The 24,176-nt window shown below is 71.5% G+C and carries 28 protein-coding genes and 4 tRNA genes; 9 read left to right on the forward strand and 23 right to left on the reverse strand.

What is annotated here, in order from left to right:
- Positions 1–109 precede the first annotated feature (109 nt).
- The 8 genes from rplL to ACSHWO_RS14455 form a co-directional block, all read right to left on the reverse strand.
- Positions 110–493, reverse strand: coding sequence for a 50S ribosomal protein L7/L12 (gene rplL / locus ACSHWO_RS14420; RefSeq protein ID WP_114053721.1), 384 nt, complete (start codon positions 491–493; stop codon positions 110–112).
- 111 nt (positions 494–604) lie between these two features.
- A complete protein-coding gene (rplJ, locus tag ACSHWO_RS14425) occupies positions 605–1,135 on the reverse strand; it encodes a 50S ribosomal protein L10 (protein ID WP_361090737.1) in 531 nt (176 codons plus the stop codon).
- 283 nt (positions 1,136–1,418) lie between these two features.
- Positions 1,419–2,336 (reverse strand): hypothetical protein, encoded by a 918-nt coding sequence (locus ACSHWO_RS14430; RefSeq protein WP_438312246.1) that lies wholly within the window; start codon positions 2,334–2,336, stop codon positions 1,419–1,421.
- A gap of 335 nt (positions 2,337–2,671) precedes the next feature.
- On the reverse strand, positions 2,672–3,400 hold the full coding sequence (rplA, locus tag ACSHWO_RS14435) for a 50S ribosomal protein L1 (protein ID WP_179173464.1): 729 nt from the start codon (positions 3,398–3,400) through the stop codon (positions 2,672–2,674).
- An 89-nt stretch (positions 3,401–3,489) separates the two neighbouring features.
- Positions 3,490–3,924, reverse strand: coding sequence for a 50S ribosomal protein L11 (gene rplK / locus ACSHWO_RS14440; protein WP_361090744.1), 435 nt, complete (start codon positions 3,922–3,924; stop codon positions 3,490–3,492).
- Positions 3,925–4,089: 165 nt separating this feature from the next.
- Positions 4,090–4,968, reverse strand: coding sequence for a transcription termination/antitermination protein NusG (gene nusG / locus ACSHWO_RS14445; protein WP_361090747.1), 879 nt, complete (start codon positions 4,966–4,968; stop codon positions 4,090–4,092).
- Positions 4,969–5,052: 84 nt separating this feature from the next.
- Complete coding sequence (gene secE, locus ACSHWO_RS14450) at positions 5,053–5,334, reverse strand: preprotein translocase subunit SecE (protein WP_361090750.1); 282 nt, start codon at positions 5,332–5,334, stop codon at positions 5,053–5,055.
- A 105-nt stretch (positions 5,335–5,439) separates the two neighbouring features.
- Positions 5,440–5,512, reverse strand: a tRNA-Trp gene (locus ACSHWO_RS14455).
- A gap of 192 nt (positions 5,513–5,704) precedes the next feature.
- On the opposite strand from ACSHWO_RS14455, the gene ACSHWO_RS14460 reads away from it, so the two are divergent.
- A complete protein-coding gene (locus ACSHWO_RS14460) occupies positions 5,705–6,931 on the forward strand; it encodes a pyridoxal phosphate-dependent aminotransferase (RefSeq protein ID WP_361090753.1) in 1,227 nt (408 codons plus the stop codon).
- Positions 6,932–7,118: 187 nt separating this feature from the next.
- The gene (locus ACSHWO_RS14465; protein WP_438312249.1) at positions 7,119–8,138 is read left to right on the forward strand and encodes an adenosine deaminase; all 1,020 of its coding nucleotides are present in this window, start codon (positions 7,119–7,121) and stop codon (positions 8,136–8,138) included.
- A gap of 57 nt (positions 8,139–8,195) precedes the next feature.
- Here ACSHWO_RS14465 and ACSHWO_RS14470 read toward each other — a convergent pair whose 3' ends face one another.
- From ACSHWO_RS14470 to ACSHWO_RS14515, 10 genes are all read right to left on the reverse strand, one after another.
- Positions 8,196–8,612 carry a hypothetical protein gene (locus tag ACSHWO_RS14470; RefSeq protein WP_361090759.1) on the reverse strand — a complete coding sequence of 139 codons (417 nt, stop codon included), beginning with the start codon at positions 8,610–8,612 and terminating at the stop codon, positions 8,196–8,198.
- 15 nt (positions 8,613–8,627) lie between these two features.
- Positions 8,628–9,710, reverse strand: a complete 1,083-nt coding sequence (locus ACSHWO_RS14475) for a UDP-N-acetylmuramate dehydrogenase (RefSeq protein ID WP_361090762.1) — start codon at positions 9,708–9,710, stop codon at positions 8,628–8,630.
- Positions 9,711–9,748: 38 nt separating this feature from the next.
- On the reverse strand, positions 9,749–10,147 hold the full coding sequence (locus ACSHWO_RS14480; protein WP_385833370.1) for a DUF3291 domain-containing protein: 399 nt from the start codon (positions 10,145–10,147) through the stop codon (positions 9,749–9,751).
- An 84-nt stretch (positions 10,148–10,231) separates the two neighbouring features.
- The gene (locus tag ACSHWO_RS14485) at positions 10,232–11,701 is read right to left on the reverse strand and encodes a DHA2 family efflux MFS transporter permease subunit (protein ID WP_438319086.1); all 1,470 of its coding nucleotides are present in this window, start codon (positions 11,699–11,701) and stop codon (positions 10,232–10,234) included.
- 219 nt (positions 11,702–11,920) lie between these two features.
- On the reverse strand, positions 11,921–12,490 hold the full coding sequence (locus tag ACSHWO_RS14490) for a TetR/AcrR family transcriptional regulator (RefSeq protein ID WP_438312252.1): 570 nt from the start codon (positions 12,488–12,490) through the stop codon (positions 11,921–11,923).
- 126 nt (positions 12,491–12,616) lie between these two features.
- Positions 12,617–13,045, reverse strand: coding sequence for a MaoC family dehydratase (locus tag ACSHWO_RS14495; protein WP_361090771.1), 429 nt, complete (start codon positions 13,043–13,045; stop codon positions 12,617–12,619).
- 1 nt (position 13,046) lies between these two features.
- Positions 13,047–13,499: an FAS1-like dehydratase domain-containing protein gene (locus tag ACSHWO_RS14500; RefSeq protein WP_385833382.1), complete on the reverse strand. Its 453-nt coding sequence runs from the start codon at positions 13,497–13,499 to the stop codon at positions 13,047–13,049.
- A gap of 127 nt (positions 13,500–13,626) precedes the next feature.
- On the reverse strand, positions 13,627–13,791 hold the full coding sequence (gene rpmG / locus ACSHWO_RS14505; RefSeq protein ID WP_007265873.1) for a 50S ribosomal protein L33: 165 nt from the start codon (positions 13,789–13,791) through the stop codon (positions 13,627–13,629).
- A gap of 89 nt (positions 13,792–13,880) precedes the next feature.
- Positions 13,881–13,953, reverse strand: a tRNA-Met gene (locus tag ACSHWO_RS14510).
- A gap of 49 nt (positions 13,954–14,002) precedes the next feature.
- Positions 14,003–14,075: transfer RNA gene (locus tag ACSHWO_RS14515), tRNA-Thr, on the reverse strand.
- 410 nt (positions 14,076–14,485) lie between these two features.
- Here ACSHWO_RS14515 and ACSHWO_RS14520 point away from each other — a divergent pair.
- Positions 14,486–15,811, forward strand: coding sequence for a hydrolase (locus ACSHWO_RS14520; RefSeq protein WP_385833389.1), 1,326 nt, complete (start codon positions 14,486–14,488; stop codon positions 15,809–15,811).
- Between the two features lie 54 nt (positions 15,812–15,865).
- The gene (locus tag ACSHWO_RS14525) at positions 15,866–16,522 is read left to right on the forward strand and encodes an SDR family oxidoreductase (protein ID WP_361090779.1); all 657 of its coding nucleotides are present in this window, start codon (positions 15,866–15,868) and stop codon (positions 16,520–16,522) included.
- Between the two features lie 37 nt (positions 16,523–16,559).
- Here ACSHWO_RS14525 and ACSHWO_RS14530 read toward each other — a convergent pair whose 3' ends face one another.
- The 3 genes from ACSHWO_RS14530 to ACSHWO_RS14540 all read right to left on the reverse strand — a co-directional run bounded on the left by ACSHWO_RS14530 (position 16,560) and on the right by ACSHWO_RS14540 (position 17,719).
- Entirely contained in the window at positions 16,560–17,000 is a 441-nt protein-coding gene (locus ACSHWO_RS14530) for a DUF3574 domain-containing protein (RefSeq protein ID WP_438312256.1), read from the reverse strand.
- Positions 17,001–17,060: 60 nt separating this feature from the next.
- A complete protein-coding gene (locus ACSHWO_RS14535; RefSeq protein ID WP_438312257.1) occupies positions 17,061–17,492 on the reverse strand; it encodes a hypothetical protein in 432 nt (143 codons plus the stop codon).
- 145 nt (positions 17,493–17,637) lie between these two features.
- Positions 17,638–17,719: transfer RNA gene (locus tag ACSHWO_RS14540), tRNA-Tyr, on the reverse strand.
- 201 nt (positions 17,720–17,920) lie between these two features.
- Here ACSHWO_RS14540 and ACSHWO_RS14545 point away from each other — a divergent pair.
- Entirely contained in the window at positions 17,921–18,409 is a 489-nt protein-coding gene (locus ACSHWO_RS14545; RefSeq protein WP_361090788.1) for a YajQ family cyclic di-GMP-binding protein, read from the forward strand.
- Between the two features lie 28 nt (positions 18,410–18,437).
- On the opposite strand, the gene ACSHWO_RS14550 is transcribed toward ACSHWO_RS14545, so the two are convergent.
- Both ACSHWO_RS14550 and ACSHWO_RS14555 read right to left on the reverse strand, forming a co-directional pair.
- Positions 18,438–19,760, reverse strand: a complete 1,323-nt coding sequence (locus ACSHWO_RS14550) for a tyrosine-type recombinase/integrase (protein ID WP_438312260.1) — start codon at positions 19,758–19,760, stop codon at positions 18,438–18,440.
- Positions 19,753–20,637, reverse strand: a complete 885-nt coding sequence (locus ACSHWO_RS14555) for a helix-turn-helix domain-containing protein (protein WP_438312263.1) — start codon at positions 20,635–20,637, stop codon at positions 19,753–19,755. Before ACSHWO_RS14555 ends, ACSHWO_RS14550 begins: the two co-directional genes overlap by 8 nt.
- 97 nt (positions 20,638–20,734) lie before the next feature.
- On the opposite strand from ACSHWO_RS14555, the gene ACSHWO_RS14560 reads away from it, so the two are divergent.
- From ACSHWO_RS14560 to ACSHWO_RS14575, 4 genes are all read left to right on the forward strand, one after another.
- A complete protein-coding gene (locus ACSHWO_RS14560) occupies positions 20,735–20,953 on the forward strand; it encodes a helix-turn-helix transcriptional regulator (RefSeq protein WP_385286121.1) in 219 nt (72 codons plus the stop codon).
- Between the two features lie 143 nt (positions 20,954–21,096).
- Positions 21,097–21,393 (forward strand): hypothetical protein, encoded by a 297-nt coding sequence (locus ACSHWO_RS14565; protein ID WP_438312266.1) that lies wholly within the window; start codon positions 21,097–21,099, stop codon positions 21,391–21,393.
- Positions 21,394–21,397: 4 nt separating this feature from the next.
- Positions 21,398–22,444 carry a bifunctional DNA primase/polymerase gene (locus ACSHWO_RS14570; protein WP_438312269.1) on the forward strand — a complete coding sequence of 349 codons (1,047 nt, stop codon included), beginning with the start codon at positions 21,398–21,400 and terminating at the stop codon, positions 22,442–22,444.
- On the forward strand, positions 22,441–24,009 hold the full coding sequence (locus tag ACSHWO_RS14575) for a hypothetical protein (RefSeq protein WP_438312272.1): 1,569 nt from the start codon (positions 22,441–22,443) through the stop codon (positions 24,007–24,009). Before ACSHWO_RS14570 ends, ACSHWO_RS14575 begins: the two co-directional genes overlap by 4 nt.
- Positions 24,010–24,176: the final 167 nt, after the last annotated feature.

A 24,176-nucleotide genomic window follows, 5' to 3' on the forward strand; every position in this document is an offset into this window, starting at 1 on the left:
TACTCCCCAACGACGACAGGGCAAGTCAGGCACCGCCGGATACGCCGAAGGGCGACCACCCTTTCGAGTGATCGCCCTTCGTAGAGGCCGTCAGACGGCCTCAGAGGTGTTACTTGACCTCGACGGAGGCACCGGCGCCCTTGAGGGCCTCGGCGGCCTTGTCAGCGGCCTCCTTGTTGACCTTCTCCAGGACCGGCTTCGGGGTGCCGTCGACGAGGTCCTTGGCCTCCTTCAGACCCAGGGAGGTCAGCTCACGCACGACCTTGATGACCTGGATCTTCTTGTCGCCGGCGCCGGTGAGGATGACGTCGAACTCGTCCTTCTCCTCGACGGCCTCGGCGGCCGGGGCACCCGGGACACCGGCGGCAACGGCGACCGGAGCGGCGGCGGTGACGTCGAACTTCTCCTCGAAGGCCTTCACGAACTCGGCGAGCTCGATGAGGGTCATCTCCTCGAACTGAGCGAGCAGGTCGTCCTGAGACAGCTTCGCCATGATGGGCGATCCTTCCACTAATTCGGCTGGTGCCGAGATGTATCGAAAGGCGGGCGTATCGGCCCGCTACGACCCGCGCACTAGGCGGCGCGGATCAATGCGCGAGCCGAATTACTCGGCACCGCCCTGCTCGGCGAGCTTGGCGCGAAGGGCCTCCGCAGTGCGGACGAACTTCGACGGCAGCGCCTGGAAGAGCGCGGCAGTCTGGGACTGCTTGCCCTTCATGGCACCGGCCAGCTTGGCGAGCAGAACCTCGCGGGACTCGAGGTCCGCAAGCTTCTTGATCTCGTCGGCGGACAGCGCCTTGCCGTCAAGGACACCGCCCTTGATGACGAGCTTCGGGTTGTCCTTGGCGAAGTCACGCAGAGCCTTCGCCGACTCCACCGGGTCACCGGTGACGAAGGCGACCGCGGTCGAACCAGCAAGGTGCTCGTCCAGCGCGGTGATCCCGACCGAGTTGGCCGCAATCTTGGTCAGCGTGTTCTTCACCACGGCGTACTGGGCGTTCTCACCGAGCGAACGACGCAGCGTCTTGAGCTGCGCAACGGTGAGCCCCGTGTACTCGGTCAGCACAGCGGCGTTCGAGCTGCGGAACATGTCCTCCAGCTCGGCTACCGCGGCAGCCTTGTCGGGCCTTGCCATAGAGCGTCGGCCTCCTTCCGGGTGATGAGGACCGCGCAGAAGGGGCTGGACAAAACAAAGCGCCCCGGGCGCAGGCGCACGGGGCAACGCTCGACCAGATAAAATCCGGGAGCCTTTCCACATTCACCTGCGCGGGTCGCCCGCTTTCAGCGGATCCTTCGGCCACCGCCCCCTTGCGGGCGCGGCAACGACCAGCGGTCTTTGGCTTCTCGGGAACTGTACGTGACCGGGTCCCGGGAGGGCAAATCGCCCGGCGAACCGCCCCCGGGCCCGGTCCGGCGCCTCAGTGGCCGAGGTCCTTGAGGATCGCGTCGGTCTCCGCAAGGGACTTCTCGGTCTCCTTGAGCGACTTCCGGGTGCCCTTCAGGGAGGCCTCCGTGTCGGCCAGCGACTCGCCGACCCCCTTCATCACCGCGTCGAAGTCGGCCGTGTCGCCCTCCGGCGGGGCCTGCACGGCCGGCGCCGCTCCGTACTGGGAGAACTCCGAGGTGGTGCGGTCGACGCCCTTGTCGTCGGTGCGCTGCGCCTCGACCTTGACGGGGTGGCCGTCCTTGTCGATCCACACGTCGAGGCCGTACGAGGTGACCTTGGCGCGCTGGAGGGCCTCGCGCAGGTTCGCACGCTCGGCGTCCGGCACGAGCCGGCTCTTCTCGTCGCTGGTCATCAGCTGGTCGAGGGTGAAGGTGCCGCGGTAGTGCTCCGCCTGCACGCCGCCCGCCTGCTCGGTGCCGGCGTGCTGCACCCCGGGCTGGTCGATCATCAGCGCGAGGTACTCGACCGGGGTGTCCTCGAAGCGGGCCGTGGGCTTGCCGTCCTTGGCCAGGCTCATCCTCATCCAGTTCCGGCCTTCGAGCGGCTTGTCCATCTCCGTGTAGATCACGCCGGGCAGCATGACCTGCCGCTTGCCGCCCGGCTGCTTCAGCTCGCGGGCGGTGGGGTACCAGCCCACGGTTCCGGAGATCTCGGTGGTCTTGCCGTCGGCCTGGACAGAGGTCGTCCGGAACGCCGAGGTCTTCGCCTGCAGCGTCTTGGTGTAGGCGGCCTTGACGGCCTCCTGGGGCGACTTCGCGGCGGCTGCGGCGGGCTTCCCGCCCCCGGCCGCCTCCTTGCCGCCGTCGGAGCCGCACGCGGTCAGACCCCCCACGAGCAGTGCGGTGCCCGCCAGGGCGACGCCCGCTCGGATCCGGACAGCCTTGTTCATGGTGTTCCCCCCTGATGGTGGTGCCGTGGTGCGTGGTGCTGTGGTGTTCCGCCGGCTTCGGCGGGCCCGTGGCGGCCCGGCCCGGGCCCCGGTGTCCGGCGACGGCTGGTCAGGCCCGCCGGCCCCTGGCGGGCGCCCTGGCGGGCGCCGCTGCGGGTGTCGGTGTCGATCACCGTCGACTGTACGTGCGGCGGGCACGAAGTCGTACGCACGTGCGGGCACGAAACCGGCCGCGGGCGGACCCGGGAACGCGAACGGGCCCCCGCCCTCCCGAAGGAGTGCGGGGGCCCGTTCAGGCGTTCGGCCTGTCAGGGGAGCCGTACGGCTCCGCCCGATCAGACAGCAGCCGGGTCTTCCTCGACGAGGAGGTTCCGGGTGCGGTTCGGGTCCAGCTGGATGCCGGGGCCCATGGTGGTGCTGACGGCGGCCTTCTTCAGGTAGCGGCCCTTGGCAGCGGACGGCTTCAGACGGAGGATCTCCTCCAGGGCCGCACCGTAGTTCTCGACCAGCTGCTCATCGGAGAAGGAGACCTTGCCGATGATGAAGTGCAGGTTCGAGTGCTTGTCGACGCGGAACTCGATCTTGCCGCCCTTGATGTCGGTGACGGCCTTGGCCACGTCCATCGTCACGGTGCCGGTCTTCGGGTTCGGCATCAGACCACGCGGACCGAGCACGCGGCCGAGGCGGCCGACCTTGCCCATGAGGTCCGGGGTGGCGACAACCGCGTCGAACTCGTTCAGGCGGTTGCCCTTGGCGATCTCGTCGATCAGCTCGTCGTTGCCGACGATGTCGGCGCCGGCGGCTTCCGCGGCCGCAGCACGGTCACCGGTCGCGAAGACCAGGACCCGGGCGGTCTTACCGGTGCCGTGCGGGAGGTTCACGGTGCCACGGACCATCTGGTCGGCCTTGCGCGGGTCAACACCCAGGCGGAAGGCGACCTCGACGGTGGCGTCGAACTTGACCGAGGAGGTCTCCTTGGCGAGACGGACGGCCTCGAGCGGGGCGTACAGCTTCTCCCGGTCGACCTTGGCGTCCGCAGCGCGGAGAGTCTTGCTGCGCTTCACTTCTGCTCCTGTTTTTTCGCTTCAGGCATGGAGTTGTGGTGCGGACCAGCGCTTGGTCCTACCACGGGTGGTGCAGGGGGCGGCTGAGATCAGCCCTCGACGGTGACGCCCATCGAACGCGCGGTGCCGGCGATGATCTTCATCGCGGCGTCGACGTCGTTGGCGTTGAGGTCGGGCATCTTCAGCTCGGCGATCTCGCGGACCTGGGCGGCCGTCAGCTTGGCGACCTTGTCCTTGTGCGGGGTGCCGGAGCCCTTGTCCACGCCCGCAGCCTTGAGGATCAGCTTCGCGGCCGGCGGGGTCTTGGTGACGAAGGTGAAGGAACGGTCCTCGTAGACCGTGATCTCCACCGGCACGACCATGCCGCGCTGCGACTCGGTCGCGGCGTTGTAGGCCTTGCAGAACTCCATGATGTTGACGCCGTGCTGACCCAGCGCGGGGCCGACCGGCGGGGCCGGGTTGGCCGCACCGGCGTTGATCTGGAGCTTGATAAGCCCCGTGATCTTCTTCTTCTTGGGAGGCATTGCTCTCTCCGGGTCCTAGTGAGAGTTTTCCGCCGCCGATCCGGTCATCCGGATGGAGGCATACCGCACCACGATAACGGGTATCGGTGCGGGGCTTAAAACCGAGCAGGTCAGACCGCCCTTCACGAGGCGGTCTGACCTGTCCGGAAGCTCTAATTCAGAAGATCAGTTCTTCTGGATCTGGTCGAAGCTGAGCTCGACCGGGGTCTCGCGACCGAAGATCTCGACGAGGCCCTTGACCTTCTTCGAGTCCGGGTTGATCTCGTTGATGGTCGCCTGCAGCGTCGCGAACGGGCCGTCGGTGACGGTGACCGAGTCGCCGACCTCGAAGTCCAGGACCTCGATGGTGCGCTTGACCGCGGGCGCCGGGAGACCGGCCTCCTCGGCGGCCTGCTTGGCGGCCTTCTCCTGCGCCTCCGGGGCGAGCATCTTGACGATCTCGTCCAGGGTCAGCGGGTACGGGTCGTAGGCGTTGCCCACGAAGCCCGTGACACCGGGCGTGTTGCGCACGACACCCCAGGACTCGTTCGTCAGGTCCATGCGGACGAGCACGTAGCCGGGCAGCTTGTTCTGCCGGACGTTCTTGCGCTCGCCGTTCTTGATCTGGACGATCTCTTCCTCGGGCACCTCGGCCTGGTAGATGAACTCCTCGACGTTCAGCGAGACGGCGCGCTGCTCCAGGTTGGCCTTCACGCGCTTCTCGTAGCCCGCGTAGGTGTGGATCACGTACCACTCGCCGGGGAGCGTGCGCAGCTCCTCGCGCAGGGCCTGGATCGGGTCGACGTCCTCCGCCTCGGCGGTCTCCTCGACCTCGACCTCGGTCTCGACCTCGGCCGCGGCTTCGGCGGCCTCGTCCTCACCGGCGTCGACGGCCTCGGCGTCGTCGTCCTCGACGTGCAGCGCGGCCTCCTCGGCGGCGCCGGCCTCGGCGTCGGCGAGCTCCGCCTCGTCGGGGTCCACAGCGTCTGCCGCCTCGACGATGTCGAGCTCGTCCTCGACGGACTCGACGGAGTCGTGGCTCGCGTTCAGGTTCGGGTCAGACACGGTGGCTGCTTCTTCCTGGATACAAAAGGTGGTGGAACATGCGAAAACGGGCGGCACCCATCAAGGCGCCGCCCTCCGCGAGGATCAGCCGAAGACGAACTTGATGGCTTCCTGGAACCCATAGTCAATCACGGTCACCAGACCGATCATGATGACGACGAAGACAATCACCACGGTGGTGTACGTGGTGAGCTGGTTACGGGTCGGCCAGACGACCTTGCGGAGTTCCGCGACGATCTGGCGGTAGAACAGCGCGAGGCGGCCCAGAGGACCCTTCTTCCCGCGCTTGCCGCCCTTGCGGTTCTTCTTCTCGCGGGTGCCGTCCTCGGCGTCAGGCTTGTCGATGGAGCCCAGGGCGTCCGTCACGTCTCTCACCTGAATCCGGGTCGGGGCCGTGGCCGCGCCCGGTTGCGCCGCACGGCGTTGCATCTAAGTACGTACCTGCGCACACATCCGACAAGGAGTGTGGAGCAGGGCCGGAGGGACTCGAACCCCCAACCGCTGGTTTTGGAGACCAGTGCTCTACCAATTGAGCTACGACCCTTTGCGTTCCCCAACCTACCGCATCCGGGCGAGTGCACGGAGTGCTCACGCTCTGCTGTGGCCGGCGAGGTCCAACGACAGGTGAGTGTACGTGTTCCACGCCCTGACGTCGAACAGAGCGCGGATCCGGGTGCTCCGTCCGATGTCTGAAACGGTGTGCGGGGTCTCCGGGGCTTCTGGGACGATTGGCCGTATGAGCTCTGCTACGCCTTCCTCCGAGCGCCGGGTCTCCGCCCGTATCGGCGCCATCTCCGAGTCCGCCACCCTCGCCGTCGATGCCAAGGCCAAGGCCCTCAAGGCCGCCGGACGCCCGGTCATCGGCTTCGGCGCTGGCGAGCCCGATTTCCCGACCCCCGACTACATCGTCGAGGCTGCGGTCGAGGCCTGCCGCGACCCGAAGTTCCACCGGTACACGCCGGCGGGCGGCCTGCCCGAGCTGAAGAAGGCCATCGCCGAGAAGACGCTGCGCGACTCCGGCTACGAGGTCGACGCGTCGCAGGTGCTGGTGACCAACGGCGGCAAGCAGGCGATCTACAACGCCTTCGCCGCGATCCTGGACCCGGGCGACGAGGTCATCGTCCCGGCCCCGTACTGGACCACCTACCCCGAGTCGATCCGCCTCGCCGGCGGCGTGCCGGTCGAGGTCGTCGCCGACGAGACCACCGGCTACCGGGTCTCCGTCGAGCAGCTGGAGGCCGCGCGCACCGAGCGCACCAAGGTCGTCCTGTTCGTCTCCCCCTCCAACCCGACCGGCGCGGTCTACAGCGAGGAGGACGCGAAGGCGATCGGCGAGTGGGCCGCCGAGCACGGCCTGTGGGTGCTGACCGACGAGATCTACGAGCACCTGGTGTACGGCGAGGCGAAGTTCACCTCGCTGCCCGTGCTGGTGCCGGCCCTGCGCGACAAGTGCATCATCGTCAACGGCGTCGCCAAGACGTACGCGATGACCGGCTGGCGCGTGGGCTGGGTCATCGGCCCTCAGGACGTCGTCAAGGCCGCGACCAACCTGCAGTCGCACGCCACCTCGAACGTCTCGAACGTGGCCCAGGTCGCCGCGATCGCCGCCGTCTCCGGGAACCTGGACGCCGTCGCGGAGATGCGCAAGGCCTTCGACCGCCGCCGCCAGACCATGGTGAAGATGCTCAACGAGATCGACGGCGTGTTCTGCCCGACCCCGGAGGGCGCGTTCTACGCGTACCCGTCGGTCAAGGACCTGCTCGGCAAGGAGATCCGCGGCAAGCGCCCGCAGACCTCCGCGGAGCTCGCCTCGCTGATCCTGGACGAGGCCGAGGTCGCGGTCGTCCCGGGCGAGGCCTTCGGCACCCCCGGCTACCTGCGCCTCTCGTACGCCCTGGGTGACGAGGACCTGGTCGAGGGCGTGTCCCGGATCCAGAAGCTGCTGGCCGAGGCGAAGGCCTGAGCCGATCCCGACCGGCCTACCGGCCGACCGGAGCGGCGCCGTCCCCGCGGGGGCGGCGCCGCTTTCTGCCTTCCGGGGGCCGGGAGCCCGCGCACGGGGGCCTCGGGAGACACGTTTTTACGTTCGGGCAAGGTCCCGTTCAGGGAATCCGGTGCCGAACGGGTGACGGGTGCGGCAGGATCACCTGATGGAGCACGTACGCGATCTGACGCTTCTGCCGAAAGCCCATCTGCACCTGCACTTCACCGGGTCCATGCGCCCGTCGACCCTGCTGGAGCTCGCCGACAAGTACGGCGTGCGCCTGCCCGAGGCCCTGACCGGCGGGGAGCCACCGAAGCTGCGCGCCACGGACGAGCGGGGCTGGTTCCGCTTCCAGCGGCTGTACGACGCCGCCCGCTCGTGCCTGCGGCAGCCCGAGGACATCCAGCGCCTGGTCCGCGAGGCCGCGGAGGAGGACGTCCGCGACGGCTGCGGCTGGCTGGAGATCCAGGTCGACCCCACCTCGTACGCCCCGCACCTGGGCGGTCTGATCCCGGCCGTCGAGGTCATCCTGGACGCGGTCGATGCGGCCTCCCGCCACACGGGGCTGGGCATCCGCGTGCTGATCGCGGCCAACCGCATGAAGCACCCGCTCGACGCCCGTACGCTCGCCCGGCTGGCCGTCCGCTACGCCGACCGGGGCATCGTCGGCTTCGGCCTGTCGAACGACGAGCGCCGCGGCATGGCCCGGGACTTCGACCGGGCCTTCGCCATCGCCCGCGAGGGGGGCCTGCTGGCGGCCCCGCACGGCGGTGAGCTCACCGGCCCGGCCTCCGTGCGGGACTGCCTGGACGATCTGCACGCGGCCCGGATCGGGCACGGGGTGCGGGCGGCGGAGGACCCGCGGCTGCTGCGGCGGCTCGCGGAGGCGGGTGTCACCTGCGAGGTGTGCCCCGCGTCCAACGTGGCGCTGGGCGTGTACGAGCGGCCGGAGGACGTCCCGCTGCGGACGCTGTTCGACGCGGGGGTGCCGATGGCGCTGGGCGCGGACGACCCGCTGCTGTTCGGGTCGCGGCTGGCGGCGCAGTACGGGATCGCCCGCCGCCACCACTCCTTCACGGACGCGGAGCTCGCGGAGCTGGCCCGCCAGTCGGTGCGGGGGTCGGCGGCGCCGCTCGACGTCCAGGACAAGCTGCTGACGGGGATCGACCACTGGCTGGCGGAGTAGCCGGCCCCGGCCCCTACTGCGGCCGGGGCGGCGGCCGGTCCCGGCTGCGGCGGCCGGTCAGCGGGTGAGCCGCAGGTCGCCCTGCCAGCAGTCGGCCCGGACCCGGTCGCCGTCGGCGAAGCCGATCTCCAGCTGGGTGCGCCCGGTCTCGGGCGTCGCGAATTCGGACACCCGTGCCACCGTGTCGCCGAGGTGGCGCAGGAAGGGGTGGTCGCCGAGGTCCTCGCCGACCTCGATGCGGCCCCACTCCCCCATGTCGTACGGCTCGTGGGGGCTGGCCGACTCGACGATCAGGCAGCCGTCGGACCCGGTGCTGATCCTGGTGGAATCGCCCTCGCTGTCGATGAGCCAGACGTCGAGGGGCGCCTCGGAGCGTTCGCCCTCGGAGACGTGCCAGGACGCGACGATGCGGCTGATCGTGCGTCCCACCAGGCGGGTGGGGTCCGTGCCGGCCCCGTGCCGTGGACAGAGCATGGCGGCCGGGGCTCCTCAGAGGTTGACGCCGACCGTCACCGGCTCGTTGACCAGGGTGACGCCGAAGGCCGCGTGGACGCCGGCGACGACCTCGCGGGCCAGGGTGAGCAGGTCCTCGGTGGTGGCCCCGCCGCGGTTGGTGAGGGCGAGGGTGTGCTTGGTGGAGATCCGGGCGGGGCCGGTGCCGTAGCCCTTGGTGAAGCCGGCCTTGTCGATGAGCCAGGCGGCGCTGGTCTTCGTACGGCCCTCGCCGGCCGGGTAGGCGGGCGGGGTGGTGTCGGCGCCGAGGCGCTCCTGGACCCGGGCGAGGAACGCGGTGTAGGCCTCGTCGGTCAGGATCGGGTTGTGGAAGAAGGAGCCGGCGGACCAGGTGTCGTGGTCGGCGGGGTCGAGGACCATGCCCTTGCCGGCGCGCAGGCGCAGGACGGTCTCGCGGGCGGTGGCGGCCGGGACGCGGTCGCCGGCGCCGACGCCGAGGGCGCGGGCGGTCTCGGGGTACTTGATCGGGGCGGACAGCCCGCCGGCGTCCTCGAGGGCGAAGCGGACGCGCAGGACGACGTACCGGTCGGGCTGGTGCTTGAAGAGGCTGTCGCGGTACGAGAAGGCGCACTCGGCGGCGGACAGGGTGACCGTCTCGCGGCGGGTGCGGTCGTAGGCGACGACCTCGGTGATGGTGTCGCACACCTCCTGGCCGTACGCGCCGACGTTCTGGATCGGGGTCGCGCCGGCGGAGCCGGGGATCCCGGCGAGGCATTCGATGCCGGCGAGGCCCGCCTCGACGGTGCGGGCGACGGCGTCGGACCAGTTCTCGCCGGCGGCGAGCTCCAGGGTGGTGCCGTGGAGGTGGAAGCCGGTGGTGGCGATGCGCAGGGCGGTGCCGTCGAAGCCGCGGTCGCCGATGACCAGGTTGCTGCCGCCGCCGATGACGAGCAGCGGGGTGCCGCTCTCGTCCGCGGCGCGGACGGTCTCGACCACCTCGGCGTCGGTGGTCGCGGTGACCAGCCGGGCGGCGGGGCCGCCGAGGCGGAAGGTGGTCAGCGGGGCGAGGGGGGCGTCGTGGAGTTCCTGCACGTGGACAAGAGTACGGTCCGCGGCCACGGGTTCCCGGCGGGGCCACGGACCGTACGTCGTCGCGGTCAGTACCGGGCCTGCTGGGCGGCGAGCCGGCGCTCGGCTTCCTCCCAGGTGATGGGGAGGTCGGAGGCGGGGGCGGTCCAGAAGGTGAAGGCCGAGTCCTTCATGTGCGCGGCGGCGGCGCGGGAGTTCGAGCGGTGCGGCTCGCTGCGTGCGAACCGGTGGAGGGCGTCGCGGTCGGTCCAGGCGGAGAGGGTGAGGAAGGTCCGGGAGCCGACGCGGGCCCGGAGGGCGGCGCCGTGGGCGCCGGGGGCCTTGCGGATCTGGAAGACGATCCCGGGTGACCTCAGCAGGAAACGGAGGGCCCCGAGCAGGGTCCGGGTCTCGAACCGGGAGGCCATCACGTAGACCTCGGCGTCGGGGGCGGGTGCGGTGGGCGTGGTCCAGGGCATGTCGGGCATGGCGGAGCTCCTTCGCACAGATCGGCGGAACGTACGGGCCTCCGGTGCTCTTCGGGTCGTACCGGAGTGCGGGGCCGGCCCGGGTCAGCGGACGCGGACCCCGGCGGTCCTGGGGGCCGCCCGGCCGGGGGCGGCGGGGGCGGCGGGCGCGGGCGCGGGGGCGGGGGCGGCGGGCGCGGGGGTGGCGGGGGACGTCTTCCCCTTGCCCGGGACCAGGAGGGCGAAGGCGGCCGCCACGGCCACCGCGGCCGCGCCGATCCACAGCGCCGGCACGGTCCCGTCGGTGAAGGCCTGCGGGGACCCGTAGCCGCCCCGGGCGGAGAAGACCGAGGCCAGGACCGCGACGCCGAGGGCTCCGCCGACCTCGCGCAGGGCGTTGTTGGCGCCGGAGGCCCTGCCCTGGTCGGCGGGGGACACGGTGGACATCAGGACGTTGGACGCGGGGGCGAAGTACAGGGCCATGCCGATGCCGCTGAGGATCAGCGCCGGGAGCTGGGCGGCGTACGAGACGTCGGCGCTCAGGACCAGAGCGAACCAGCCGAGGCCGAGTGCCTGCAGCGCGAGCCCGGCGGCGACGACGGGGCGGCCGCCGATCCGGTCGGAGAGGATGCCCGCCACAGGGGCCACGAACATGGGCATGGCGGTCCACGGGAGCATGCGCACCCCGGCCTCGGTGGGCGAGTACCCGGCGACACCCTGGAGGAACTGGCTGAGCAGGAAGATCGAGCCGAACATGCCCAGGTACATGAGCAGGCTGGCCGCGTTGATCCCGAGGAAGCCGCGGCGCCGGAACAGGCGCATGGGCAGCATGGGGTTCGGGTGGCGGAACCCGTGGTGGACGAAGGCGCCGACGAGCGCGGTGCCGGCGATCAGGGCGGTGAGTACGGGGGCGCTGGTCCAGCCGTGGGAGTCGGCGTTGACGAGGCCGTAGACGATGCCGAAGAGGCCGCCGCTGACGAGGAGCGTGCCCGGTACGTCGAGACGGGAGTTCGGGGCGGTGGACTCGGCCAGCTTGAGGCGGGCGAGCGGGATCAGGGCCAGCCCTACGGGGACGTTCAGCCAGAAGATCCACTGCCAGGAGGCGTGCTCGGTGAGGGTGCCGCCGATGAGCGGGCCACTGGCGACGGCGAGACCGCTGACGGCTCCGAAGATCCCGAGGGCGGTGCCGCGGCGGGCCGCGGGGACGGCGGCGGTGAGCAGGGTGAGGGTGAGCGGCATCATGACCGCGGCGCCGACGCCCTGGACGGCGCGGGCGGCGATGAGCTCGTCGATGCCGGGCGAGAGGGCGGCCGCGGCGGAGGCGCCGGTGAACACCGCGAGACCGGACATGAAGAGGCGGCGGCGACCGAAGCGGTCGCCGAGGGCCGCGCCGAACATGAGGAGGACGGCGAAGGCGAGCGTGTACGCGTTCACCGTCCACTCCAGCTCCTCGAGCCCACCGCCGAGTTCCTCGCGGATGGCGGGGAGGGCGGTGGTGACGACGAGGTTGTCGAGGGCGGCCATGAAGCCGGCCGCGGAGGTGAGGACGAGCGCCCAGACGGCGGGTGCACGCAGCGCGGCGTCCGGGGCCCCTCGGGAGCCCCGGGTCTCTTGCGTGCCTTGAGCGCCTTGAGTGCCTTGAGTGCCGTTCACAGTTTCCCCCTGGGGACGAGAACCAGATTGTTAGTAATCACTGACTAACTTTCCACGCCACGGCGATGCCCGACGCCCCGCGGCGAGCGACCGGCAGTCCGGGGTGCGGGGCCGGCGCGCCCCCGCGCCCGGCCCGGGCGGCTACTCCCCCGCCGACCCGTCGACGGGGGCGGGGGGATACAACCCCTCCCACACCCGGTGCCCGGGCGGGAAGCCCATGGCGGTCAGCGTGTTGATCAGCATTCCGTAGGCCATGAAGCTCGTGGTCTCCGTCACGTCCCCACCGAGGGGGACGTGGACGGTGTCCCAGAGCTCCATCCAGCCCTTGCGGACCAGCTCGCCGAGCCGGTGGTCGCCGGCCGCCTCGGCGGCGGCGACGCCGGCGTACATCTGGAGCTGCATCTGGAGCTTGTCCGGCTCCTCGGCGATGAGCCGGGAGTACGCGTTCGCCATGGCGAGCGTGGCCTCCTCGCCCTCCAGCCCCTCGGCGGCCGCGGCGAAGACCTCGCGGGTCTCGCGCAGGCAGCGCTCGGCGGTGGCGAGGAAGAGCGCCTGCTTGCTGGGGAAGAGCCGGAAGAGGTACGGCTGGGAGACGCCGACGCGTTTGGCGATGGCCTCGGTGGAGGTGCCGTGGTACCCGCCGCGGGCGAACTCGTGCATCGCCGCGCGGATGACGCTCTCGCGCCGCTCCTCTGCGCTCATCCTCACCATGGAAGATAAGTTAGTGACTGATTACTACTTTGGCAAGCCCGAGAGAAGGGGTACCCGCGACGGTGCTGCGGACACCCCTTCCCGGACTGCGCCGGGCCGCCGTTCCTGCCGCCCGGAGGCGGCGGCTCAGGCCAGCCGGACCACGGCCCGCGACATGCCGAGCACCTTCTGGCCGGCGCTCATCGCCGTCAGGTCCACCCGGACCTTGTTGTCGTCGAGCTTGGCGGCGACCTTGCCGCTGACCTCGATCAGGGCGCCGGTGTCGTCGTTCGGGACCACGACGGGCTTGGTGAAGCGGACGCCGTACTCGACGACCGCGCCCGGGTCGCCGATCCAGTCGGTGACGACGCGGACGGCCTCGGCCATGGTGAACATGCCGTGGGCGATCACGTCCGGGAGGCCGACCTCCTTGGCGAACTTCTCGTTCCAGTGGATCGGGTTGAAGTCACCGGAGGCGCCCGCGTACTGGACGAGCGTGGCGCGGGTCACGGGGAAGGACGCCGCGGGGAGCTCGGTGCCGACCTCGACGTCGTCGTACTTGATCCGTGCGGTCATCTCAGGCCTCCTCGGGGGCGCGGGAGACGAGCTTCGTCCACGCCGTCACCACGTGCTCGCCGGTCTCGTCGTGGACCTCGCCGCGGATGTCGATGATGTCGTTCCCGGCGAGGGTCTTGACCGCCTCGATGGTGGAGGTCACGGAGAGCCGGTCACCGGCCCGCACGGGGCGGTTGTAGGCGAACTTCTGGTCGCCGTGGACGACGCGGCTGTAGTCCAGCCCGAGCTGCGGGTCGGCGACGACCTGGCCCGCGGCCGCGAAGGTGATCGCGAAGACGAAGGTCGGCGGAGCGATCACGTCCTGGTACCCGGCGGCCTTGGCGGCCTCGGCGTCGGTGTAGACGGGGTTGCCGTCCCCGACCGCGGCCGCGAACTCGCGGATCTTCTCGCGGCCGACCTCGTACGGATCGGTGGGCGGGTAGCTCCGCCCGACGAAGGACTGGTCGAGCGCCATGGCTCCCTACCTCCTGTGGAAAATGACGGACACGGTCGCGGACTCGACGTCGAGGAAACGACACGAGGCCGCCCCCGTTGAAGGGGACGACCTCATGACGTTGCCTGTGTTCGAGACTTCGCCGGTGTCAGCGGGTCTCGCGGTGCGCGGTGTGCGAGTTGCAGCGCGGGCAGTGCTTCTTCATCTCCATGCGGTCCGGGTTGTTACGCCGGTTCTTCTTGGTGATGTAGTTCCGCTCCTTGCACTCCACGCAGGCCAGCGTGATCTTCGGGCGGACGTCGGTGGCAGCCACGTGAGTGCTCCTTGACGGACTAATGGACGGATCGAACGCATAAAAGAGTAGCCGATCGGGAGACCGACCCCGCAATCGGCTACTGTGGGTAGCGGCGACCGGACTTGAACCGGTGACACAGCGATTATGAGCCGCTTGCTCTACCGACTGAGCTACGCCGCTTTGATGATGATCGGCTCCCCACCCGAGGGTGGGGGGCCTCTCTCACCAGAGCCCCAATGCGGAATCGAACCGCAGACCTTCTCCTTACCATGGAGACGCTCTACCGACTGAGCTATTGGGGCGAGCGAGGAAGACATTACACGGTTGCCAGCCGATCGCCCAAATCCATTGCCGGAGCCGCCCCCGGGCTCCGTTCCGGAGTGGTGCGCGGGCCCGTCCGCGGTCGGTGCGCAGCCCGTCTTCAGGCCCGTACGCGGCCCCGCGCGCGGTCGCCGCGGGGACCGGTGCGGGGTGGCGCGGCACCGGTCCACGGCGGTCAGCGGGCGGGGCGCGACCGGTGCGCGGTGCGCGGCGGCCGGTCCGGGCGGGTGGCGCGGCGGTACGACTATTGCGGCGCTCCCCGACGGCGGGGGCCGCGCGCCCTAGGCTCGGGGCACGCTGCGTGATCTTGGGCCGCAGGCCGCACGTGGGCCGCGGGGCCCCGCCCCCCGGTCCAGGACCCGCCCGAGCCACGCACCACCGCAGGAGCGCGATGTCCGACAGCCAGCCGCAGCAGCCGCCCCCGTCCCCCCGCAGCGGCCGCGGCGAGGGCGGCCCGGGGCCCTCGCGCAGCGGCCGCGGCGAGGGTCCGGCGCCGGGTGCGCACGCGGCGCCCGCCGAGTCCGCGGCGCTGCTGCTCGCCGGGGCCCGGCTCATGGACGGCCGCACGGTCGACGTCCGCCTCGGCGACGGCCTGATCCGGGCCGTCGGCCCCGCGGGCAGCCTGCCCTCGGCGGCGGTGGCCCGGGTGGACCTGTCCGGCTTCCTGCTGCTGCCCGCCCCCGCCGAGCCGCACGCGCACGGGGACACCGCCCTGACCGCCGATGCGGAGGGGCCCGTCTCGTACGCGCCGGACCAGGTGCAGCGCCGGGCCACCGAGGCCGCCCTGCTCCAGCTGGGCCACGGCGCGACGGCGGTCCGCTCGCACGTCCGGATCGGCGGCGAGTACGGCCTCGGGGCGCTGGAGGCCGTACTCGCCGCCCGCCGCTCGCTGCGCGGGCTGGCGGACCTGACCGCGGTGGCCGCGCCCCGGCTGCTGACGGGGGCGGCGGGCGCGGACGGGCTGGCGATGCTGCGGGACGCGGTCCGGATGGGCGCTTCCGTCATCGGCGGCTGCCCGGACCTCGACCCGGACCCGGCGGGCTTCGCGGAGGCCGTGCTGGAGCTGGCCGCCGAGCACGGCTGCCCCGTGGACCTGCACACGGACGGCGGCGACCCCGGCCGGCTGGCCCGGCTCGCCGCGATGGCCGGCGGGGTGCGGGCGGGGCTGACGATCGGCCCGTGCGGCGGCCTGTCCCGGCTCCCGCTGGACGCGGCCCACCGGGCGGCCGACGGGCTGGCCGCGGCCGGCGTACGGGTCACCTGCCTGCCCCAGGGCGACTGCGCGGCCCTGGAGCGGCGGGGCCTGCGCACCGCGCCCGTACGGCTGCTGCGCGCCGCCGGGGTGCGGGTCGCGGCCGGCAGCGGGGCGTTGCGCGACGTCGGCAACCCGGTCGGCCGGGGCGACCCCCTGGAGGCCGCGTACCTGCTCGCCTCCCAGGGCGGTCTGCGGCCGGCGGAGGCCTACGACACGGTGAGCGCCGCGGCCCGGGAGGCGATGGGCCTGCCGGAGGTGCGGGTGGAGGCCGGGTTCCCGGCGGAGCTGCTCGCGGTGCGCGGGGACCGGATCGCGGGGGTGCTGTCCCTCGCGTACAGCCGGATCGTGATCCACCGCGGGCGGGTGGTCGCCCGGACGAGCGCCGTACGGGAGTACTGCGACTCGGCGGTCGCGGTGGCCCTGGACCTGCCCCGGCAGGGCCGTACGGAGCCCGGTCCCTGAGCGTCCGGCGGGTGTTCGCGGGCGGCGGGGCCCTGGTCGTCGTACGGTCGGCTCATGCGCATCGTCATCGCGGGTGGACACGGTCAGATCGCACTGCGGCTGGAGCGGTTGCTCGCCGTGCGCGGGTACGAGGTCGCGGGCATCATCCGCGACCGGACGCAGGGCGACGATCTGCGGGAGGCGGGCGCCGAACCGGTGCTGTGCGACCTGGAGTCGGCCACGGTCGAGCACGTGGCGGGGATCCTGCAGGGCGCGGAGGCGGCGGTGTTCGCGGCCGGGGCGGGCCCGGGCAGCGGCGTCGCCCGCAAGGACACGGTGGACCGGGGCGCGGCGGTGCTGTTCGCGGACGCGGCCGAACGGGCCGGCGTGCGCCGCTTCCTGATGGTGTCTTCGATGGGCGCGGACGCGCAGCACGCGGGCGACGAGGTGTTCGACGCCTACCTGCGGGCGAAGGGCGAGGCGGACGACCACGTCCGCACCCGCCTCGGCCTGGAGTGGACGATCCTGCGCCCGGGGTCGCTGGTCGACGACCCCGGGACGGGTCTGGTGCGCCTGGAGGTGCACGCGGGCGGCGGTTCGGTGCCGCGCGACGACGTGGCGGCGGTACTGGCGGAGCTGCTGGAGACCCCGGCGACGGCGGGCCTGACACTGGAGCTGGTCGCCGGTTCGGTCCCGGTGGCGGTGGCCGTCAAGGACGTGGCGGGCAACTGAGGGCCGGCCGGGCGGCCGGGGGCTCCCTGACGGGGGTTCAGAAGTCGGCGGTGACCTCGTCGTCGGACCGCCCGACGGAATCCTGCTCGTACTGCTCCTCGTAGGCGGCGCGGATCCGCTCGATGCGCGCGCCGCGCACCTCGGCCTCCGGCTCCGGGTACAGCAGCACGACCTCGTAGGACTGCTCACGGACCATCTCGCCGTCGCCGGCCCGCCAGCGGCCGACCCCGTCGAGGACGGTCAGCCCCTCGGGGAAGGCCGGGGTGATCTCCAGGTCCAGGAACCGGAGGAACTCCTGCTCGGTGACCGCGGGCCGGCCGGCGGGCCGCCCGGTGCCGAAGTAGAGGCGGGTCTCGCGGTACGGCTGCTGGCCGGGCCCGTGCAGGGCGGCTCCGACGAGGGCCGGGATGCCGGCGCCGAGCAGGGCGAGGAGCACGCCGCCGCCGGCCTTGCCGCGGATGTGGGTTTTCCATGTCACCCCCGGTGAACGACCCGACCCCGGGCACGGGACGCCCGCGTCACCCGCCCGGCCCACTGGTCACGGGCTCTCCAGTCGCCGCCGCCACCACGGGTCGCGGGGAGCGGCGTACGGGTCGGGCAGGGTGCGGGCGAGGAACCGCTCGTCGAGCGGGGCGAGCACGGCGCGCAGCCGTCGCGCCGCACCCGGCGGGAGGGCGCGGCAGATGTCCTCCAGCACCTGCCGGTGGTCCCCGCCCCAGGGCGGCTCACAGCACGGGTAGTGCGTCGTGAAGTCCGGGTAGGCGATCCGGGGCCCGGGGCCGTGCACGAGATCCCGCCACCCGAGCCAGGCGGCGTGCGCGGCGCCGGGCTCGTACAGGCGCCGCTCGACGCGGGCGATCCCGGCCAGGGCCTTGCCGGGGAGCCGGGGGATCACGGCCCGCCCGCCCTGCGGCGGGTACGGGGTGCGGTGCAGGTCCCGCCGGACCTGCGCGGGCGCCTTACGCGGCACGGGCCTTTCGGCCGGGAGCACTGTTCATGCGGCCATGGTGCGCGCCCGCGACCTCCGGACGCACCTCGTTTTCCGCCGGGTCCGGTACCCGAACGCAGAACGGCCCCTGACCGCGTTTCCGCAGATCAGGGGCCGTTCTTCCATGTGGCGGCGCCAGGATTCGAACCTGGGTAGGCTAAGCCGACGGATTTACAGTCCGCTCCCATTGGCCACTCGGGCACACCGCCATGGGATGTCGCCTTCGAGTCCGCTTTGCGGCGGTGCTCCCTGGCAACGACGTAAACAATACCCGATGCTCCGGGGTGCTTCGCCACCGGATTGATCAGCGCTGCCGGCGGGTGCGGTGGCTAGGCTTTGCGGAGCGGGCCGGGTAGGGCCGGCCGCCGCCCCGCAGGGGCATCTACGCCGACTTCAAGGAGCCACAGCACATGGCCGACTCCAGTTTCGACATCGTCTCGAAGGTCGAGCGGCAGGAGGTCGACAACGCCCTCAACCAGGCCGCCAAGGAACTCTCGCAGCGCTACGACTTCAAGGGCACCGGCGCCTCCATCTCCTGGTCCGGCGAGAAGATCCTGATGGAGGCGAACTCGGAGGAGCGGGTCAAGGCCGTCCTCGACGTGTTCGAGACCAAGCTGGTCAAGCGCGGTATCTCGCTCAAGGCGCTGGACGCCGGTGAGCCGCAGCTGTCCGGCAAGGAGTACAAGATCTTCGCCTCGATCCAGGAGGGCATCTCCCAGGAGAACGCCAAGAAGGTCGCGAAGATGATCCGCGACGAGGGCCCGAAGGGCGTCAAGGCGCAGGTCCAGGGCGAGGAGCTGCGCGTCAGCTCGAAGAGCCGCGACGACCTCCAGGCCGTCCAGGCGCTGCTGAAGGGCAAGGACCTGGACTTCGCGATCCAGTTCGTGAACTACCGCTGATCAGGGTCTCTGACCTGCAAAAACGCTTCTAGGCGAGCTTGGCAGGGCACAACGGGGGCACATCGCCGAGGACCGCCTCGACGGCTGCCCGCGTTGTGTCCTCGTCGTCCGGCCACAGGTGCGTGTACGTGTCGAGCGTGATCGACGGCTTTGCGTGGCCGAGCCGCTTCTGCACCGTTTTGACGTTCTCTCGGTGCTTGATCAGCAGCGAGGCGTAGAAGTGGCGCAGGTCGTGCATGGTCGTCCCGGCTGGCACGCGGAGCAGCTTGGGCTGCTTTCCGTCCGGGCGGCCCCTCCTCACCCATGCGGCGTGTGCTCGCTCGTAGGTTGCGGCGAGCTGCCTGTTCGCGTTGGTGATCATGCGCGCCCATATGTGCGCCCAGCCGTCGCGGCGGATGGGCGCACGATGCTCGTTGAGGAAGAGCAACCGGGCCTTTCTCGTGCGCGGCTTACGCGGGTCCGTACGGTCCTCGATCTCCGTCTCAACCGCCGGATAGCGCTCAAGGTGAGCGGCGAGCGCGTCCACCGCCGCCTTGGCGAGCGGCACCGTCCGGTAGCTCTCGTGCGTCTTGGGCTCGCCGAGGTACGGCTCACCCGTCTCAGGGGTGATCGCTTGCTGTCGCACATGGACCTCGCGGCGCAGGAAGTCGACGTGCTCCACCTCCAGCCCGAACGCCTCGCCTTGGCGCAGCCCGGACGCCGCGGCGAGCAGCATGAGCGAGCGATACCAGGACGGCGCCGCGTCTATGAGCGCGCGGACGACGTCAGCGGGCAGCGGCACGATCTCGGTACGCCGCTTCGGGGGCAGCCGCACCCGCTCGCAGGGGTTCCTCGCGAGGATGCCGTCGGCGACCGCGGCGTGCAGGACGCTGACCAGGTAGGCATACGTCACCCGGAGCGTGGACGGGGCGAGGGCCTGCGATCGGTCCTTGAGCCACGCCTGCACCTCAGACGGGCGAATGCCGGCGACGGGCCGATCGCCGAACGTCGGATAGATGTGATTCCGTAGCGCCCGCTCGACCCGTGATGCGGTGGTGGGGCGGTGTGCTGCTGAGGTGCGCCACCGCTCGGCGACCGCCCGGAAGCTCTCCTTGCCGGCGGCGGGGTCCACATAGAGCCCCCGAGCGAGGTCGGCCTCGACTGTGGCCGCACGGGTGTCCGCCATGCTCCGCTTGTCGAAGTTCTCCTTGCGCTGCTTCCCGCTCCCGTCGCGCCAACGGACCTGCCACCGCTTGCCCTTGCCGTGCTCGCCGCTGGGCGCGAGCTTGCGGGTCTTACTGGTGTGCTCTGTGCACTGCTTGTCGTCCTTGCCCGGCCGGGACTTGTGCCAGCGGTCGTAGACCTCAGCCATTCGCTTCCCTTCGCTTCTTTCTCTCTTCGGGCGTAAGGGCGATTTCTGAGGGGTCGAAATTCTCCGCTTCCTCGCGCCCCTCCCGCTCCCGCTCGGCCTCGTACACCTTCACGACCGGCTCCAGCTCGGCCACGAGCGCCCGCGTGATGTGGCCACGCGCGGACTGGAGAGCCCTCTTGCCTTCCGGCAGTTCACCCCGCTCCCGCAGTCGCGCCTCACGCTCCGCGGCGAGCCCGCGCCCCCAGGTGTCACGCGCGGCGTACGCGACGTAGTGCGCAGTCGTGCCAAGCCGCTTAGCTGCCTTGGCCTCGGCCTCGTCCGGCGTCTCCTGCGTGTGCTGCGCCGCAGCGTGTGCCGGCCAAGAGTTGCGGCGCCAGAGCTCAGCCGCAGCCTTCGCAACGCGGACAGCCGTCTCCGTGGGGTCCTGATCACTTGAACCCTTGAGGTACCAACCACCAGGGGCGAACAGCGCACGGTAAGGCGGGTGGTAGTCCCCGCCGAGCACCCTCCGCACCTCCCGCCCATACACACCGAGTTCGGAAGTGAGCCAGACCGTCTCGTCCGGCAGCAACTCGTTCAGCGGGACGCTGTAGATCGCGGGGAGCATGATCAATTCGACGGCGGAGAGTGAGCGCTGACCCTGCTCAATCTGCCCCACCGTCGGACGGTGCCACGACAGGCCGTAGTGCCGTGCACTCTTGGCGACGTCTTCCGCAGTCCGCCCGTTCCCCTCGCGCACCTGCCGCATCCGCGCCCCAAGGGCTTCCCCGAAGGTAGGCGCCTGCTCCAGCGCCAGCGCCCACCGCTCTTCGTCCGTCGGCGCATCCGCCGAGGGCACCCCTGCGGGCTCTCGTTCCTTGCCATCGTTCGACTTCATGGAGCGTAACAATACCTTTCGCTGGACAGCGGCGCGAGAGGTCGCTAACTTTCGAGAGAACGAATTCCGTACGCTCCATCTCGAAGGAGAGTGACCCGTGCCCAAAGCACACCCGATCGAGGACCGGCAGCCTGCCAGGCGCAGGCTGGCCACCGCCCGCGAGCTCGCCGACTTCTGCGGCGTGCCGCTCGCCACGGTCTACCAGTGGAGCCACCGAGGCGGCGGCCCCCGCATGATCAAGGTCGGTCGCCACCTGCGCGCCCGCTGGGAGGACGTCGAGAAGTGGCTCGACGCGCAGACCGTCGACGCTGCTTGATGCGCGCCCGGAACGCCCCCCACACGTACGAGGGCCGCCGGCGCTGGAACGCCGACGGCCCGAACGCCCTGCCCCACTTCGCCAGTGATCGCCAGCAGCACCGGGTATCTCACCACCCGGGCCGCTTGGAAGGACGTCCCGCCGTGCAGACTATGCACCCCCACCACTCCACTGCCCTGCCGACGATGAGCTACCGCCTGCCCGTTTCGCACGGGTGGGCGGTGCTTCCTGACGCCACCAGGGAGTTGGGCGGACTGACCCCGACACCCGACGGGTTCCGTGCGCGCCTCTTCATCGGAGGTGCGCGCGACATCGACGAGTACACCGCCCGGACGCTCGCCGCCGTACTGGCTCGTAGCGCGGGGTATCAGGTGCACGGCACCGACCCGGACGGGCTCGCTGCTGTCGTGGCCACCCTCGCCGCACTCCTGGGGCGGTGACGGTTTGACGACCCCGACCCCTGACCCGCTCCGCGTCGCCCTGTGGCTTGCCTCTCAGGGCTACGCGGTGCACCCGCTTGCCCCGGGTGCCAAGCTGCCCGTGCGCGGCTGCGACCGCTGTGCAGCCGGGACCAAGGAGCGTCCCAACCCTCACCACGTCCCGCACGATGGGCACGGCTGCGAGTGCATCGCCGCCGGCCGCCCCTGTCACGGCGTGCTCGCCGCGACCACCGACGCCGAGCGCATCGCCGCATGGTGGGCCCGGATGCCGTCCGCTGGCGTCGGCGTAGCTGCGGGGCCGTCCGGCCTGGTGATCCTCGATGTGGACTGCCACGGCGGACAGCCTCCCGAGGAGCAGTCCGAGCTGCTCCCGGGCGTCGACCTGCCCGAGGATGTCGCCCCCGGCAGCATCGCCGACGGCCGCGACACCCTCGCACTGCTCGTCGAGGCGCGACGTGCGACGCTGCCCGGCTGCGGTCCGCAGACACTGACCGTGCTCACCCCTTCCGGCGGGCTGCACTACTGGTTCAGTGCCCCGGCCGGTACGACATGGCGCCCGCTCGCCGGCGCACTGGGCTGGCAGCTCGACGTGCGCGCCGGCGCCTCGTACGCCGTGGCCCCTGGCACGGTCACCCGCGCAGGCACGTACACCGCGCTCGGTGACTGCCGCGCGGTCGCCGAGCTGCCCGTCTGGCTGGCGCGCGACCTCGACCGCACCGGGCACCGCGTACGCCCCGAGAGGCCCCGTACCGTGCTGCCTTGGCGCTCCCGCCCCATGGGCAGCGGGTACGCCGCGGCTGCCGTCGAGGCAGAGCTGCGGACTGTCGCCGAGGCGCAGCCCGGCACTCGGAACGCCACGCTCAACCGCGCCTCCTTCAACCTCGGCACCCTCTGCGCGGCCGGCCGACTCGACCGCGGGCAACTCGTCGACGTACTGCTCGACGCGGCTCGGCACGGTGGGCTGTCCGACCGTGAGGCCGAGGCTGCGATTCGCTCCGGCCTCACCGCAGGCGAGCGGAACCCGCGCACGCATACCGGGGCCGCCGCATGAGCACTTCGGCCTTTGACCCGATCGCCGCCGCCCGCTCCGTTGTCCCCTTTCCTCGGGCGGAGCAGGGCGGGGAGCAGCCGCGCAGCGCGAAGCAGGAGAAGCAGCCCCCGCAGGCCGAGGTGCTGCGCGTCCTCGGGCAGAACCGGTTCCGGTACCTGCACCACAACGGCGCCCCGTACGCAGTCCCGTACGACGGTCCGGCCATCGCCGTGCCGTTGCGCGCAGCAGCGCACACCGGAACCGGCAGCCTGCGGCAGCACCTCACCCGCATCTACGTCACCGAGTACGACCGCACCCCCTCGCAGACCGCACTCGCGGATGCCGTCGCCACGCTCGACGCCCTCGCCATGCGCGTGCCCGAGACCGAGCTGCACCTGCGCGTCGCTGCGGACCCCGAGGACACGGCGGTGTCCTGGCTCGACCTCGGCCGCCCCGACGGGGAGTCGGTCCGTATCGCCCCCGATGGGTGGACCTTGACGTGCCCGGACCCCGAGGCGGGTCCGGTCTGGCGCCGCACCAAACTGGTTCGGCCGCTGCCCCGCCCCGACCGCCCCGCCGGTGGCTGGCGCGAGGGCATCGGCGAACTCTCCGCCCTGCTGCCCTTCACCCCTGAGACGCTGCCGCTCGCGATCGGGTGGCTCCTGGCCGCGCTGCGCCCCGGGATGCCCCGCCCCATCGCGTACCTGACCGGCGAGCAGGGCACCGGCAAGAGCACCTCGGGCCAGATGCTCACCGGGATCATCGAGGGCGCCCGCGCGCCCCTGCGGCAGGCGCCCGAGAACTTGCGCGACCTTGGCCCGACCACCGCGGCCGGATGGGTACTCGCTCTCGACAACCTGTCGGGACTGCCCGGCTGGCTGTCAGATGCCCTGTGCCGCATCGTCACCGGCGACGCGCAGGTGACCCGCGCTCTCTATACCGACGACGACGTGAACGTGCTCACCTACCAGCGGCCCGTACTGCTGACCGGCATCGACCTCGGAGCGCTCCGCAACGACCTTGCCGAGCGCATGATGCCGCTCGAACTCCAGCCGATCCGCCGAGACCAGCGCCGCACCGCGGGCGCCCTGTGGGCCGCGTACGAGCAGGCGCACCCCCGCATCCTCGGCGCCCTGCTCGACCTCGCCGCCGAGGTCTGGGTCGACCTCCCCCATGCTGCCGCCGCCCTCACCGAACGGCCTCGGCTCGCCGATTTCGCCGAGCTGTTGCACGCACTCGACAGGGTCACAGGCTGGCGCAGCCTCGATGCGTTCAACGGTGCGCAGGACGCCTTGAACGATGCCGTCCTCGACGGTCATCCGGTTGCCGGCGCGCTGCGCGACTGGACAGCCTCTCCTGCCTTCCCGCCCGGCGGATGGCAGGGGACCATGGGCGAGCTGCACCGGCAGCTCAGCAGCGACGGCCGAGGCATTGCCGATGGCTGGCCCAAGACCCCGGCCGTGCTGAGCGCCCGCATCCGACAGGTGGCCCCGGCACTCCGCGCCCGCGGCATCTCCGTGGCGCGCACGTCGGGCAGCAACAAGAACGGCAAGGTCTACGCCGTCACCCGCGATCCCGTCTCATGACCCCGCCCCCGACGCGCGCCCCGGAACGGCAACCGCCGCCCGGGGCGCTTCCACGTGCGGGGGACGCATGGGGGGACGACGGGTACGCCTCCTCGGTCGCGAGTCGTGCCCCTCCCACCCGAGCAGGAACGGCACCGCGGACCAATCGGGGGACGAGGGGGACGATT

Source organism: Streptomyces pallidus (ex Mingjun et al. 2026) (genome assembly GCF_051550185.1).
Classification (GTDB): Bacteria; Actinomycetota; Actinomycetes; order Streptomycetales; family Streptomycetaceae; genus Streptomyces.